Origin of the sequence: Rudaea sp., assembly GCF_036383415.1 — a bacterium.
Taxonomy (GTDB): domain Bacteria; phylum Pseudomonadota; class Gammaproteobacteria; order Xanthomonadales; family Rhodanobacteraceae; genus Rudaea.
Map to the genome: position 1 here is coordinate 1 of NZ_DASVOK010000496.1, position 14619 is coordinate 14619.

At 63.6% G+C, this 14619-nt stretch carries 13 protein-coding genes and 2 riboswitches; of the genes, 9 read left to right on the forward strand and 4 right to left on the reverse strand.

Features of this window, described 5'->3' with window-relative positions; translation table 11 throughout:
* From infB to VF497_RS18000, 9 genes are all read left to right on the forward strand, one after another.
* Positions 1 to 1962, forward strand: a 1962-nt coding sequence (gene infB / locus VF497_RS17960; RefSeq protein WP_330891337.1) for a translation initiation factor IF-2, incomplete at its 5' end; no start/stop codon positions are given.
* 91 nt (positions 1963 to 2053) lie between these two features.
* On the forward strand, positions 2054 to 3178 hold the full coding sequence (locus VF497_RS17965) for an alpha/beta hydrolase (protein WP_330891339.1): 1125 nt from the start codon (positions 2054 to 2056) through the stop codon (positions 3176 to 3178).
* Between the two features lie 2 nt (positions 3179 to 3180).
* Complete coding sequence (gene rbfA, locus VF497_RS17970; RefSeq protein WP_330891341.1) at positions 3181 to 3525, forward strand: 30S ribosome-binding factor RbfA; 345 nt, start codon at positions 3181 to 3183, stop codon at positions 3523 to 3525.
* A gap of 46 nt (positions 3526 to 3571) precedes the next feature.
* Entirely contained in the window at positions 3572 to 4492 is a 921-nt protein-coding gene (truB, locus tag VF497_RS17975) for a tRNA pseudouridine(55) synthase TruB (protein WP_330891343.1), read from the forward strand.
* A gap of 250 nt (positions 4493 to 4742) precedes the next feature.
* A riboswitch (cyclic di-GMP riboswitch) is annotated at positions 4743 to 4825 on the forward strand.
* Between the two features lie 278 nt (positions 4826 to 5103).
* Positions 5104 to 5184: riboswitch (cyclic di-GMP riboswitch) on the forward strand.
* A gap of 68 nt (positions 5185 to 5252) precedes the next feature.
* On the forward strand, positions 5253 to 7607 hold the full coding sequence (locus VF497_RS17980; RefSeq protein ID WP_330891345.1) for a hypothetical protein: 2355 nt from the start codon (positions 5253 to 5255) through the stop codon (positions 7605 to 7607).
* Positions 7608 to 7867: 260 nt separating this feature from the next.
* Positions 7868 to 8137 carry a 30S ribosomal protein S15 gene (gene rpsO / locus VF497_RS17985; protein ID WP_330891347.1) on the forward strand — a complete coding sequence of 90 codons (270 nt, stop codon included), beginning with the start codon at positions 7868 to 7870 and terminating at the stop codon, positions 8135 to 8137.
* Positions 8138 to 8271: 134 nt separating this feature from the next.
* Positions 8272 to 10374 carry a polyribonucleotide nucleotidyltransferase gene (pnp, locus tag VF497_RS17990; protein ID WP_330891349.1) on the forward strand — a complete coding sequence of 701 codons (2103 nt, stop codon included), beginning with the start codon at positions 8272 to 8274 and terminating at the stop codon, positions 10372 to 10374.
* 150 nt (positions 10375 to 10524) lie between these two features.
* Positions 10525 to 11973, forward strand: a complete 1449-nt coding sequence (phaE, locus tag VF497_RS17995) for a class III poly(R)-hydroxyalkanoic acid synthase subunit PhaE (RefSeq protein WP_330891351.1) — start codon at positions 10525 to 10527, stop codon at positions 11971 to 11973.
* A 61-nt stretch (positions 11974 to 12034) separates the two neighbouring features.
* Entirely contained in the window at positions 12035 to 13099 is a 1065-nt protein-coding gene (locus VF497_RS18000) for a class III poly(R)-hydroxyalkanoic acid synthase subunit PhaC (protein WP_330891353.1), read from the forward strand.
* A 41-nt stretch (positions 13100 to 13140) separates the two neighbouring features.
* Here VF497_RS18000 and VF497_RS18005 read toward each other — a convergent pair whose 3' ends face one another.
* From VF497_RS18005 to VF497_RS18020, 4 genes are all read right to left on the reverse strand, one after another.
* Entirely contained in the window at positions 13141 to 13551 is a 411-nt protein-coding gene (locus VF497_RS18005) for a hypothetical protein (RefSeq protein ID WP_330891355.1), read from the reverse strand.
* Between the two features lie 26 nt (positions 13552 to 13577).
* The gene (locus VF497_RS18010) at positions 13578 to 13760 is read right to left on the reverse strand and encodes a zf-HC2 domain-containing protein (protein WP_330891357.1); all 183 of its coding nucleotides are present in this window, start codon (positions 13758 to 13760) and stop codon (positions 13578 to 13580) included.
* A gap of 16 nt (positions 13761 to 13776) precedes the next feature.
* Complete coding sequence (locus VF497_RS18015; protein ID WP_330891359.1) at positions 13777 to 14358, reverse strand: sigma-70 family RNA polymerase sigma factor; 582 nt, start codon at positions 14356 to 14358, stop codon at positions 13777 to 13779.
* Positions 14359 to 14410: 52 nt separating this feature from the next.
* On the reverse strand, positions 14411 to 14619 hold a 209-nt coding region (locus tag VF497_RS18020; RefSeq protein WP_330891361.1), incomplete at its 5' end, for a D-alanyl-D-alanine carboxypeptidase family protein.

Consider the following 14619-nt stretch of genomic DNA (forward strand, 5'->3'; position numbering starts at 1 on the left):
GCCAACCGGCACAAAAAGCACGGCTCGCATCAGATGCGCGACGACGTCCCTGGCGACGACGGCCGCCGCTATTTCGGCGCCGAGTTGCATCTGTCGGACGAAGGTCATGCGCGCCGCGGTGCGATCAAGCGCAAGCCGCGCCGCGTCGTCGAGCAGGTGCGCTCGCCGTCGGGCGGCCCGCACGGATTCTCGCGGCCGACCGCGCCGGTCACGCGTGACATCGCGATCGGCGATTCGATCCTCGTCTCCGATCTCGCGCAGAAGATGGCGGCGAAGGGATCCGACGTCGTGCGCGCATTGTTCAAGATGGGCGTGATGGCGACGATCAACCAGCCGATCGACCATGACACGGCCGTGCTCGTGGTCGAGGAGCTCGGCCACCGCGCCGTCCGCCTCGAAGAGGACAACGCCGAGAACACGCTGGCCAGGGTCGAGATCGTCGGCGACAGGGAATCGCGTCCGCCGGTGGTCACGATCATGGGTCATGTCGACCACGGCAAGACCTCGCTGCTCGACTACATCCGCCGCACCAAGGTTGCCTCGGGCGAAGCCGGTGGCATCACCCAGCACATCGGTGCGTATCACGTGAAGACCGACAAGGGCGTGATCAGCTTCCTCGACACGCCGGGCCACGCCGCGTTCAGCGCGATGCGTGCGCGCGGAGCGAAGCTGACCGACATCGTCATTCTCGTCGTCGCTGCCGACGACGGCGTGATGCCGCAGACGATCGAGGCGATCAACCACGCGCGCGCTGCGAAGGTGCCGCTCATCGTGGCGATGAACAAGATGGACAAACCCGAGGCGAATCCGGACCAGGTCAAGCAGGGTCTGGTCCAGCACGAAGTCGTGCCCGAGGAATGGGGTGGCGATGTGCCGGTCGTGCCGGTATCGGCGAAGACCGGCGACGGCGTCGACAACCTGCTCGACGCGATCCTGTTGCAGGCCGAGGTGATGGAACTGACCGCGGTGCGTGACGGCCGCGCTTCGGGTGTCGTCGTCGAATCGAGCCTGGACAAGGGTCGCGGCCCGGTCGCGACCGTGCTCGTGCAGCAGGGCACGCTGAAGAAGGGCGACTTCATCGTCTGCGGCGTCGAATACGGCCGCGTGCGCGCGCTGTTCAACGAGGGCGGCCAGCAGGTCGATGTGGCCGGACCGTCGATTCCGGTGCAGTTGCTGGGTCTCTCCGGCGTGCCCGAGGCGGGCGACGACTTCATCGTCGTGCAGGACGAGCGTCTGGCTAAGGACGTCGCGCTCGAACGTCAGCACAAGCGTCGCGATGCGCGACTCTCCAAGCTGGCCGGCAACCGCATGGAAGACATCATGGCGCAGATGGGCCAGGGCGAGGGCGCGCAGACGCTCAACCTCGTGGTCAAGGCCGACGTGCAGGGTTCCGCCGAAGCGCTGCGCGATGCGCTGACCAAGGTCGGCAACGACAAGGTCAAGGTCAACGTGATCGGCTCGGGCGTCGGTGGCATCACCGAGTCCGACGCGACGCTGGCCGCCGCGTCGAAGGCAGTGATCATCGGCTTCAACGTCCGCGCCGACGCGTCCGCGCGCAAGATCATCGAGACCAACGGCCTCGACCTGCGCTACTTCTCGATCATCTACGACGTGATCGATCAGGTGAAGCAGGTTGCTTCGGGCCTGCTCGGTGTCGAGATCCGCGAGGAGATCATCGGCGTCGCCCAGGTGCGCGATGTGTTCCGCTCGTCCAAGTTCGGCGCGATCGCGGGCTGCATGGTCATCGAGGGCACGGTCAAGCGCAACAAGCCGATCCGCGTGCTGCGCGACAACACCGTGATCTTCCAGGGCGAGCTCGAGTCGCTGCGCCGCTTCAAGGAAAACGTCGACGAAGTGCGCAACGGCATGGAGTGCGGCATCGGCGTCAAGCAGTACAACGACGTCAAACCGGGCGACCAGATCGAATGCTTCGAGCGCATCGAAGTGGCGAGGACGTTGTAAAGTCACTCCGCGACAGAGAAAAAAGGGGCGGCCATCGCCCCTTTTTCTTGCCGATTCTGGTTTCGCCGGAATGACGGCGTAAGATTGCATCGTGTTCCATTCCACTACGCGAGTACGCGCGCTGATCATGATTTCTCGCCGCTTCACATCGTCCGTGTTGTTCACCCTGTTCTTCGCCGTGGCGGCACAGGCTCAGGAGAATGCGCCGAAGATCGATGCGACCGGCACGGTTTCCTCGCCGGCCGCGCGCTTCCCGTTCTCGGTTTTCGCATCGAAGGAAGCGCTCGCGCGTTTCGGCGGAATATTCAAGGAAGGCAAGGCCGCACCGCCACTGGGCCAGGACATCCAGGCCAGTCGCGCGTTCTACGACAAGATCAACAGCGACCGCGCCGAGCGCATGAAGAAGCTCTATCCGGTCGAGATTGCAGCGCAGAAATTCGCTGGCGTCGCCGCCGAAGTGGTGACGCCCAAGGATGGTGTCGACGCGCACAACGCCCAGCGCGTGCTGATCAACCTGCACGGCGGCGCGTTCCTCTGGGGTGCGGGCTCGGGCGGCCTCGTCGAGGCGATTCCGGTCGCGAGCGTCGGCAAGATCAAGGTGATCACGGTCGACTATCGCCAAGGCCCCGAACACACATTCCCCGCCGCGAGCGAGGATGTGGAAAAGGTATACCGCGAGCTGCTGAAAACCTACAAGCCGCAGAACATCGGCATCTACGGCTGCTCGGCCGGCGGCGCGCTGACCGCGGAAGCGACCGCGTGGCTGCAGACGAAAGACCTGCCCGCGCCGGGGGCGATCGGCATCTTCTGCGCCGGTGTCGTCGATTTCGCCGGCGATTCCGCCTACACCGGACATCTGTTGATGGGCGAACCCGTGCCCGAGCAGGCGTTTCCGCTGACCGCGCTGTCGTATTTCAAGGGCGCCGATCCCGCGAATCCCCTGGTTTTGCCCGGCAGCTCACGCGACGTGCTGGCCAAATTCCCGTCGACGCTGCTGGTCTCCGGTTCGCGCGACTTCGCGATGAGCGCGGCCCTGCGCAGCAACGAACTGCTGACCGAGGCCGGTGCGAGAACCGAACTGCATGTCTGGGAAGGCATGTGGCATTCGTTCTTCTCCGATCCGGAATTGCCCGAGTCGAAGGCGATGTATGCCGTCGTCGCGCGTTTCTTCGACCGCGAACTCGGCCGCGATACGGCCGCAAGCAAGAGGCATTGAGCATGGCCAACCGATCCTTCAACCGTTCCGATCGGCTTTCCGCCGAACTGCGCCGCCTGCTCGGCACGATGGTGCATGAAGCCGTGCGCGACAATGCACTGCCATCGATGAGCGTGTCCGATGTCGAAGTCACCAAGGACTTCGATGTGGCCACGATCTTCGTCACCGCCTTGCTGCCCGACACGGCGAAGGACGGCGTCAAGGCGCTCAACGAACTCGCCAAGGAATTCCGTCGCGAGCTGTCGCGCACGATGAGCATCCGTCGCGTGCCGGAACTGCGCTTCCGCTACGACGATTCGCTCGATCGTGGCGAGCGCATCGAAGCCTTGCTGCGCGAAAAGCCGTAGCCTGCTTTCCGCGGGGCGGAGAACAGGCGACGGAGTGGTCTTGCGCGTGAGTTCGAAAGACAAATTTCGCGACATCAGCGGCATCCTGCTGCTCGACAAGCCGCCGGGCCTGAGTTCGAATCAGGCATTGCAAAAAGCGCGGCACCTGTTTCGCGCAAAAAAAGCCGGCCATACCGGCAGCCTCGATCCGCTCGCGACCGGGCTGCTGCCGATCTGTTTCGGCGAGGCGACCAAGATCGCAGGCTATCTGCTCGGCGCGCGCAAGGCCTATGCGGCGCAATGCCGGCTCGGCGTGGCGACGACGACCGACGATGCGGAAGGCGAGGTCGTGCGCACGCGTGCGGTTCCCGAACTGGGTGATGCGCAGATCGAGGCGGCGCTCGCTGGGTTGCGCGGGCGCATCGTGCAGATCCCGCCGGCCTATTCGGCGATCAAGCAGGGCGGAGTGCCGCTGTACAAGCGTGCACGGCGCGGCGAGGAAGTCGAGGTGCCGTCGCGCGAGGTCGAGGTGCACGCATTCGATCTGGTGGAGCGCGGCGGCGATCTGCTGACGCTGCACGTCGAATGCGCCTCGGGCACCTACGTGCGCAGTCTCGCGCGTGATCTTGGCGAGAAGCTCGGTTGCGGAGCGCATTTGACCGCGCTGCGCCGCGAGTGGGTCGAGCCATTCAAGCAGCCTGCGATGCATACGCTCGCCGAACTCGAGCAGGCTCTCTCACGCGGCGATGAATTGGATTCCTTGCTGCTGCCGCTGGAGTCGGGACTGCAGGCAATGCCCCGATTCGAATTGGACGAAATCCAGGAGGCGCGCCTGCGCCACGGGCAGGCCTTGAGCATCGATGGCGCCGTTGCCACCGAGAACGCATGTGCGTTCGGCCGCGGCGGCGGCCCGGTCGCGCTCATAGCGATCGACGATGCCGGCGCAGTGCGCATCCTGCGCGGTTTTGCAGCGGCGCAGTCGAATTGATGTCCCGCCTTTTTTGTGATATACATCACTGATCGTTGTAACCCTGTTCATTATTTGGGCTGCAAGGGCCTGACGAATGGGTTTGAAGTGGGGCTTGCTGCTATGGAACAGGGGCGCAGCGAACACGCAGGCGGTTCACGGATGAAGCAAAATTGCGGGCACTAAGGGGCACGACGTTGCGCTGTCGTGATGCGTTGACGCTCCGGTTGATCGACCGCGTTGTTTCGTTTCCTTCGTGAAGTCTGCGAGGACTCGCAAATAGCACACCCGACGCGAGCCGGGGCCGCAAAGCTACGGGTCCGAAGCGGAGCTTCGGATGGCCGGGTTGCCGAGAACAGCCACTTGGCCTACGGCATTTCTGCATTCTGATCTTCCGGCCGCAGACCTGAGCAGGGGTCTGGTCATGCCTGCCTTCTTCCATCGCACGGGCGTGCCTCCTTGAGGCGCGGCGGCGCTGTGCATCGCGTTTCCCGCGCGCAGTAATCGCCGCCTGTATTCCCCGTATCGGGCTTTTGAGACGAGCGTTCAAGCATACGCGTCCGCGCAAGTGAGACGTGGCGGGCGGCGCTCGCTCTGTTGAAAACGGGAGTTGGGAAACAGGAAGTTCACGGTCTCGAAAAGAGCAAACCCGGCGCAAGCCGGCGACGCAAAGCCACGGATCCAGGGCAAGCCTGGATGGCCGGACTGCCGAGCGATACCAATCGTCCGCCGGCGTGCAACCAAAACAGCCACGGCCGCGGACCTTTCGGGAGCTCAAGTCATGGGAACTTTTCGCACGAGAGCCGGCCGCCTGTGCGCGGCACTGGCGCTATTGTTCAGTGGAGCTGTGCTGGCTGCCGATCCGCCGAGTGCGGACGGGGTCAGTCCGATCGTCGTCGACGGCGTCAATGTCACGACTTGCTCGGACATCAATGCGGATATTGCGTCGTACGGCATCAGCATCGACGCCACCGTCGCGGTCGACGAACCCAGCGCCGGCGATTTCACTGCGCCGGACGGCACGACATTCCACATCACGTTCGATCCGTCGACGAGTCAGGTCAGTTGGTCGGCCAGTACCGGCATCGACGCGGTGGCGGTCAAGGGCGGCAATGGCGCCTATATCTACGTCTACGATCCGACGATCAACGGCCAGGACAACGAGTCGAATGATGCGACCTCGGACAGCGGCCTGCTTACACCATTGCTCTGCGGCAACGCCAACAACGAGCGCTGCGGTTTCAGCCACATGGTGTTCTGTTACGACTATCACCTGCAGGTCAGCAAGACCGCCGATCCGACCTTCACGCGCACTTATCCGTGGACGTTGACCAAGTCGGTGTCGCCGACGCCGCTCAATCTGTTCAACGGCGATTCGGGCGATGTGCTCTACACGGTCACTGCGACCAAGGGCGCGCCGGTCGATTCGAACTTCAGCATGAGCGGCACGGTCACGATCACCAATCCGGCGCCGTTTGCGGCCACGATCACCTCGATCACCGACCATCTCAATGACGGCACGCCGATCAGCCTGAGCTGTGCGACCGGGACGCTGGCCGCGCATGCGACGGAGACCTGCAGCTATGGTCCCATCGTGGTCAGCGGGGTCAGCGCCGGCGGTTCGAAAGTCAATACGGTCACCGTGACGACCAGCGGCAACGTCGGCGGTGGTTCCGCGTCGGCGACCGCGACGTTCACTACGCCCGGCACGGTCATCAACGATTCGATCACGGTAACCGACTCCGATTCCGGGGCCACCGGTGCGCCGTGGACGTTCACCGGCACCGGCAGCGTGACCTACGGCAAAACGTTCGACTGCACGGGGCAGGGCAACAAGCCGACCTACAGCTACACGTTCGACAATACCGTGTCGACGACCGCGAACGGCGTGAACCCGGCCAGCGCGGAGGTCGTGGTCAATTGCTACAGCCTCGCGGTCAGCAAGACCGCCAACACGAGCTTCAATCGCGCCTGGGCCTGGACCATAACCAAATCGTACGTCTCACCCGCGCTGACGATCGACACCAACAATGATGGCACCCCGGACGCGCTGCTGTTGTCGGCGAACCAGACCGTGACGTTGGGTTATGCCGTCACCGTCAGCGCCACGTCGAGCGACAACACCGAGGCGGTGAGCGGCATCATCACGATCAGCAACAATGATCCGAGTCGCAGTGCGACGTTGCTCGGCGTGATCGATGTGGTTTCCACAGCGCTGAACATGAGCGTCAACTGCCCGTCTTTGACGGTGCCTGCCGCTGGTTCTTTGCTGTGCACCTATTCGGGCAGCCTGCCTGACGAGACCGCTCGGACCAATGTGGCCACGGCGACGCAGCAGAATTATCACTACGACGCGAACGGCGTCGGCACACCGGCCGGATCGACACAGTATTCGGGCATGGCGGCGGTCACGTTCGGCGCGCCTGCCAACCTGGTCGACCAGTGCATCACTCTTTCCGACGCGTTCAATGGCGGCGTACCTGCGGCGCTCGGCGGGTCCATTTGTGCTCCGTCAGGTGGAGGCAGCTGGTCGAAGACCCTCACCTACACGGCAAGCTTCACCTGGGATCCGTCCCTGGGTACCTGCAAGACCATCGCAGTGCCGAACGTAGCCAGTTTCCTGACCAACACGACCGGCGCGACCGGCAGCAGCACGGCTACGATCAACATCACCAACCGCGATTGCGCGCAAGGCTGCACGCTGACCCAAGGCTACTGGAAGACGCACAGCAAGTACGGCCCGGCGAAGTCCGATCCGACCTGGAATCTGCTGCTGCTGAACGGACCCGACACGACGTTCTTCTACAGCGGAGAGTCCTGGTACCAGGCGTTCTGGACCACTCCGGCCGGTGGCAACGCGTATTGGGTGCTGGCGCATCAGTACGAAGCGGCGGTCCTGAACCAGCTCAATGGCGCCTCGCAGCCGGCGCAGGTGCAGTCCGCGATAAGCCAGGCCTTTGGCCTGTTCAGCAACCCGACGAATACGCCTGCATACGTCGGTGCGCTGAAGTCGAACAACGCGTTGCGGCAGCAGTTCATCAGCGACGCGGCGATTCTCGACATGTACAACAACGGCAACTACCCGGGCGGTCCCGCGCATTGCAGCGAGGATTCGACCTCGAGTTCGTCGCAGTAGTAGCGGATGGATCCGGGTGGTCTTGACCACCACCGACGGCGCGCCGAAGCGGCGCGCCGTCTCTTTGGGCGCAAAACCCGTCAGGCTGCACCTTTTGCCGAAAAACCGGTTATAATGGGGAGCTTTTTCAAAGCCGATTAGGCACTTGCGCGGCGTATCGCGCTTGAGGCCACGTCGTCCATTAACGCGGTTCGCGCTTGCGGACACACAGCTTTCGAAGGCTGAACCGCGCCGTACGCAACATAACACAGGTAAACATCATGTCTCTCTCCGTCGAACAGACCAGCAAGGTCATTGCCGACTATCGCCGCGCGCCGAACGACACCGGCTCCCCCGAAGTACAGGTCGCGCTGCTTTCCGCGCGCATCGAACACCTCTCCAAGCATTTCGCCGATCACGACAAGGACCATCATTCGCGTCGCGGTCTGCTCAAGATGGTCAACCAGCGTCGCAGTCTGCTGGCCTATCTCAAGAAATCCGATGCGGAGCGCTACAAGACGCTGATCGAGCGTTTGGGCCTGCGCCGTTAAGCAACACCACCCGTCATCCCGGCGCATGCCGGGATGATCCATTTTCAAGGCTCGAAAACGGACTTCCGCTTGCGCGGGACCCACGGGCCGAAGGGATCCAAGCGATCTCGCTGACCGATTCAAGGAATTCCAACGTGGCAAAAATTACCAAGTCGTTCCAGTACGGAAATCAGACGGTCACGCTCGAGACGGGCGAGATCGCCCGCCAGGCGTCCGGCGCTGTGATGGTGTCGATGGGCGGCACCGTCGTGCTGGTTACCGCGGTCGCCGCGGCGAAGGCGAAGGAAGGGCAGGATTTCTTCCCGCTCACCGTCGACTACGTCGAGAAGTTCTACTCCGCCGGTCGCATCCCGGGCGGCTTCTTCAAGCGCGAAGGCCGGCCGACCGAGAAGGAGACGCTGACCTCGCGCCTCATCGATCGTCCGGTGCGCCCGCTGTTCCCGGAAGAGTTCAAGAACGAAGTGCAGGTCATCGCACAGGTCGTCTCGCTCAATCCCGAAATCGACGGCGACATCCCGGCGATGATCGGTGCCTCGGCGGCACTCAGCCTCGCCGGCATCCCGTTCAAGGGCCCGATCGGCGCTGCGCGCGTCGGCTATGCGAACGGTGCGTACCTGCTCAATCCGACCGCAACGGAACTGAAGACCTCCGATCTCGACCTCGTCGTCGCCGGCACCTCGAACGCCGTGCTCATGGTCGAATCCGAGGCCAAGCTGCTCAGCGAAGACGTCATGCTCGGCGCGGTCGTGTTCGGCCACAAGGCGATGCAGGTCGTGATCAACGCGATCAACGAGCTGACCGTCGAAGCCGGCACCAAGCCGTCGGCGTGGACCGCTCCGGCCAAGAACGACGCCGCGATCGGCGCGCTCAAGGAAGCCGTCGGCACGCAGCTCGAGCAGGCGTTCCAGATTCGCGACAAGCTGCAGCGTCGCGACGCGATCTCCGCGATCAAGTCTGATGTGCTGACCGGCCTTGCCGGCCGCATCGAAGCGGAGAAGTGGGACAAGGTTGAACTCGCCAAGGAATTCGGCGAACTCGAATACCGTACGCTGCGCGACTCCGTGCTCGCGAGCAAGGTGCGCATCGACGGGCGCAAGCTCGACGATATCCGTCCGATCACGGTGCGCGTGGGCGTGTTGCCGCGCACGCACGGCTCGGCGCTGTTCACGCGCGGCGAGACGCAGGCGCTGGTCATCGTCACGCTCGGCACCGCGCGCGACGCGCAGATCATCGACGCACCGGAAGGCGAGTCGAAGGATCCGTTCCTGTTCCACTACAACTTCGCGCGGTTGTCGGTCGGTGAAGCGGGTCGATTCGGCGCGCCGAAGCGCCGCGAGATCGGCCACGGCCGCCTCGCCAAGCGTGGCGTGCAGGCGGTCAAGCCGACGATGGAAGCCTTCCCGTACGTGGTCCGCGTGGTCTCGGAAATCACCGAGTCGAACGGTTCCTCGTCGATGGCCTCGGTCTGCGGTTCCTCGCTCGCGATGATGGATGCGGGCGTGCCGCTGAAGTCGCCGGTCGCGGGCCTCGCGATGGGCCTGGTCAAGGAAGGCGACCAGTTCGTTGTGCTGTCCGACATCCTCGGTGACGAGGATCACCTCGGCGACATGGACTTCAAGGTGGCCGGTAGCGCCGATGGCATCAGCGCGCTGCAGATGGACATCAAGATCGACGGCATCACCGAAGAGATCATGAAGGTCGCGCTCGCGCAGGCCAAGCAGGGTCGCCTGCACATCCTCGGCGAAATGGGCAAGGTCATCACGACCTCGCGCACCGAGATGAGCGAGTTCGCTCCGCGCCTGATGACGATGAAGATCCACCCGGACAAGATCCGCGAAGTCATCGGCAAGGGCGGCAGCGTGATCCGCGGCATCACCGAGGAGACCGGCGCCACGATCGACATCAGCGACGACGGCACGATCGTCATCGCTTCGGTCAACCGCGAAGCCGCCGATGCTGCCAAGGCGCGCATCGAGCAGATCGTTTCCGACGTCGAGCCGGGCCGCATCTATGAAGGCAAGGTCGCCAAGCTCATGGACTTCGGCGCGTTCGTCACGATCTTGCCGGGCAAGGACGGCCTCGTCCACGTTTCGCAGATCTCCAACGAACGTGTCGAAAAGGTATCCGACAAGCTCAAGGAAGGCGACATCGTCAAGGTCAAGGTGCTCGAAGTCGACAAGCAGGGCCGCATCCGCCTGTCGATGAAGGCGGTGACCGAGGAAGCTCCCGCGGCTTGATTCGCTGCACGCCAGGCAATCGCAAAAAACGCGCTTCGGCGCGTTTTTTGTTGGGCGATTTGGACGAAAGGGCGGTCTCATCGCTCAGGCAGGCGTAATGCGATACGCGCACACGCGTGCTAGCATCGAATTCCCTCCGGAGATGCGCGCATGAGCGAAAACAAGAGCATGAACGACTGGTTGAAGGATTGGGACGCGCTGCAGCGCCAGTATTTCAACGCCTGGTCCGATCTCGCGCAAAAGGCGCCCGTCGCCCCGCCGGGCGCAGCTCCGTTTGCCGCAGGCAATCCGTTCGCCGCGGCCGGCGCGAATCCGTTTGCCGCGCCTTTCGCCGCCCCGCCAGCCGGGTTTGCGGGCTTTGCTCCGTTCAATCCGTTTGCGGGTGCTGCATCGGCTCCGTCTGCTCAGACGCCGTGGCACGAGGGCTTGGAGCAATGGTCGCGCCTGTTCGCCGACGCAGGCAAGCAGAGCGAGACGGCAGAACGCCTGACCGACAGTGCGAAGGCCTACGTCGCCATGATGCAATCGCTGTTCGGCGCATCGGCGCTTGGTGAGGGCGCGGCAAATCCCGCGCAGCCCTGGCTCGATGCGGTGCGCAGCGCGGTCGGCACGGGCGTGCCAGGCTTCGATCCGGCGACGAATCCGTTCGCGAAAGCGCTGCGCGACGTGGCTGGCAAGGGCGCGCAGGGTTTCGCCGAGCTGCCCGCGGCATTCGCGCCCTACATCGAGCAGATGCGCAAGGAAGGCCTGTCGTGGCTGCAGATGCCGGCGTTCGGCCTCGCGCGCGAACATCAGGAACACTATCAGCGCACCGCGCTTGCCCTGGTCGAATACCAGCAGGCGTCGAGTGCGTACAACCGACTCATGCTCGAGGCGAGCCGGCGCGGCAACGAATTGTTCGAACGCAAGCTCGCCGAGCGCAGCGAACCGGGACGGACGGTCGAGTCGCTCAAGGCGCTGTACGATCTCTGGGTCGATGCGATGGAAGACGCCTACGCCGAGATCGCGCTGTCGGAGGAGTTCAGCCGCGTCTATGGCGCGCTGGCGAATGCGCAGATGCGCGTGCGCAAGCAGATTCAGATCGAAGTCGAGCGCACGAGCCGCGAACTCGGCATGCCGACGCGCAGCGAACTCGACAGCCTGAGCAAGCGCGTGCACGACCTGCGGCGCGAATTGCGCGATGGCGGCAATGTGCGCGACGGTGGCGCAGTCGAGGCGGAAATCGCGAGCTTGCGCGGCGAAGTCGCGGCGTTGAAGAAATCGTTGGCGCAGGCTGGCGCGAAGAATTCCGTTGTGGAAGTGAAGCCAGCGGCAGTTGCACCGGTCGCGGCGAAACCTGCTGCGCCGTCCGCAGTGAAATCACGGCCTGCGGCGAAACCGGTCCGGCGTCGCGCTGCGGCTGCGAAGTCGCGCGCGCCCGTGGCCGTCGTGCGCCCGCGCCCGGCCAACGAGGCGACCGAGAAGGCGAAGGCGAATTCGTTCGCCGACGCGGTCGCGGCTATGCAGCGCCGCGTCAAGGGCAAGCCCAAGCTGCGCGCGGCTGCGGCGCAGATGAGCAAGCCGAGCAAGGGCGACAAGAAGCGCAGCAAGAAGAAATGATTTCTGGCTCATCGTTCCGGCGTGTCTGGAATGACGAAATTTTTCGGAGGTTAGGTCGAACATGAACCCCATTCGCATCGCGCCGCAGAAGGCGTACGAGGAAGCGCAGAAATTTCAGCAGAAGATCGCCGCCGGCATGCAGGTGCTGCGCACGCTCGACGACGTGCACTATGGTGCGACCGACAAGGAAGAGGTGTATCGCGAGGACAAGCTCGTGCTGTACCGCTTCAAGGGGCCGAACAAGCCGACCGCGAAGGTGCCGATCCTGATCAGCTACGCGCTGGTCAACCGGCCGTACATGGTCGACCTGCAGGACGATCGCTCGCTGGTGAAGAACCTGCTCGCGCTGGGCGAGGACGTGTACCTGATCGACTGGGGCTATCCGGATGCTTCCGACAAGCATCTCAGTCTCGACGACTACATCAACGGCTACATCAAGCGCTGCGTCGATGTCGTCGCCAAACGCCACAAGCTCGACAAGATCAATCTGCTCGGCATCTGCCAGGGCGGCGCGTTCAGTCTGTGCTTTGCTTCGATCTACCCGGAGAAGGTCCAGAACCTGATCACGATGGTGACGCCGGTCGATTTTCAGACGCGCGACAACATGCTGTCGAACTGGGTGCAGCATCTCGACGTCGATCTGTTCGTCGACACGCTCGGCAACGTACCGGCCGACCTGATGAACTATTGCTACTTGATGCTCAAACCCGTGCGCCTGAACCAGCAGAAGTACATCGGCCTCGTCGACATCCTCGACGACAAGGCCGAACTCGAGAACTTCCTGCGCATGGAGAAGTGGATCTTCGACAGCCCCGATCAGGCCGGCGCCGCGTTCCGCCAGTTCATCAAGGATTTCTACCAGGGCAACAAGCTGGTCAACGGCGGCTTGAAAATCGGCAACAAGTCGGTCGACCTGAAAAACCTCGACGTGCCCGTGCTCAACATCTTCGCCGAGCAGGATCACCTCGTACCACCCGACGCCTCGCGCGCATTGCGTGGGCGCACCGGTTCGGACGACTACACCGAGATCGCGTTCAAGGGCGGACACATCGGCATCTACGTCTCCGGCCGCGCGCAGCGCGAAGTGCCGGCGGCGATCCACGAGTGGCTCGCGGCGCGCACGTAGCGTTCTGTCATTCCGGCGAAGGCCGGAATGACGAGAAAAAATCAGCGTTTCTTCTTCGCGGCAGGAGCCGGCGCTGCTTTGGCCGCGGTCGGCTTGGGTTTCGCCTTCGCGCCATCCGCCTTCGCGCTCTGTTCGAAGATGTTCGTGTAGAACAGCTCGGTTGCCTTGAGCGCCATCTCGACGGTTTGCTTCTGCGAGGCGTTGCTCGTGGCAACGGATTCGCGCATCAGCTCGAACAGTTCCGACCAGAGCTGGCGCAGGCTGGCGATGTCCTTGACATGGCTGGTCTGCGTCATCAGCCGCGTCATCGCGTCGACGTGGAACTGCACGGTCTTGATCGTCAGGTCGAAGGCCTGGTCGCTGCCTTCGAGGCCGAGCTTGGCCGCCTGTTGCAGCCGATCGCTCGCTTCGCGGCCGAGAAAATAGAGTTGGCCCGGATTGAATTGCAGCATCGCGTTTCTCCTGGTTGGCCCCGCGCCTAGTCTCGATTACGCCATGCCTGCATGGCAAGCCGCATCGCAGCGAACTGGCTGGCCACGCGCGTGCAGGCGGTGCAGGCAAGAAGATGCAGGCGCAGGCGAACGCGCTGGGTCCACGGCAGCGGCTGCTCCATCTGTTGTGAAAGCAGGCGCGAGGCTTGCTGGCAGGTGATACGGAACATCCGGTTCCTCGCCAGGCTACGCACGGCCGAAACCGGTGCCTTCGAGACAAGTGCGCAACATCATGCGTGCCCGGTAGAGTTGAACCCAGACATTGGACGCTGTGATCTGCAAATCCTTACACAGCTCGTCGGTATCGCTGCCGAACACCTCGCGCAGCACGAACAACTGGCCGATGCGCCTGGGCAGCTTCTCGATGCAGCGCTGCACGGCGACGAGGAACGCGTCCTGCTGCGCGAGCTCGGCAGGGTTGCCGGCATCGGCCGGTTGTCGCGTGTAGTGACCCGTTGCGTCGAACAGTCGATCGAACTCATGCTCGCCGTTGTCGCCGGTTTCCGGCAGCGGTTCCTCGCGCCATTGCTTGCGCACGAGATCGACGATGTGGTTTTTCAGGATGGACGTGAGCCAGGTGCGCAGTGAACTCTTGCCGGCAAAACCGGCGCGCTTCTCGTAGGCCTGGGTCAGCACGTCGGAAACCGCGTCCTCGGCCAGATGTTCGTCGCGCAGTTCCAGCCGGGCGATCTTGAGCAGGTAGGGCCGGTGCGTGGCCAGCGTCTCGAAGTCGATCGCAGTGGAAGCAGGGGAATCGCCGGTTGCCATGCGAAGCTTTGGCCGGGAAGGTCGCCGGCATTATGCCACTGCAAGCGCTGTACTAGCGTGCATCCGTGAGCAGGTTCGTTGGCGCCGGCGAGTCGTTGGTTGCGGCCAGTTCGGTTGGCGGCAGCGCGCTTTCCGCGTCATCGCCGCGCCAGCACCAGTGCCAGGGTTCATAGGCCAGTGCATGCGGGTTGCCGCGCGGATAGCTCATGGCGAAGCCGAACGTTCCGGCATTTTTCGTCAGCCAGGCGAACGCAGGCGAAC

Coding starts and splice junctions, on each gene's coding strand:
- VF497_RS18010 (WP_330891357.1), bottom strand. CDS start 13,760: ATGTTCCGTATCACCTGCCAGCAAGCCTCGCGCCTGCTTTCACAACAG.
- VF497_RS18015 (WP_330891359.1), bottom strand. CDS start 14,358: ATGGCAACCGGCGATTCCCCTGCTTCCACTGCGATCGACTTCGAGACG.
- phaE (WP_330891351.1), top strand. CDS start 10,525: ATGAGCGAAAACAAGAGCATGAACGACTGGTTGAAGGATTGGGACGCG.
- VF497_RS18000 (WP_330891353.1), top strand. CDS start 12,035: ATGAACCCCATTCGCATCGCGCCGCAGAAGGCGTACGAGGAAGCGCAG.
- VF497_RS18005 (WP_330891355.1), bottom strand. CDS start 13,551: ATGCTGCAATTCAATCCGGGCCAACTCTATTTTCTCGGCCGCGAAGCG.
- rpsO (WP_330891347.1), top strand. CDS start 7,868: ATGTCTCTCTCCGTCGAACAGACCAGCAAGGTCATTGCCGACTATCGC.
- rbfA (WP_330891341.1), top strand. CDS start 3,181: ATGGCCAACCGATCCTTCAACCGTTCCGATCGGCTTTCCGCCGAACTG.
- VF497_RS17980 (WP_330891345.1), top strand. CDS start 5,253: ATGGGAACTTTTCGCACGAGAGCCGGCCGCCTGTGCGCGGCACTGGCG.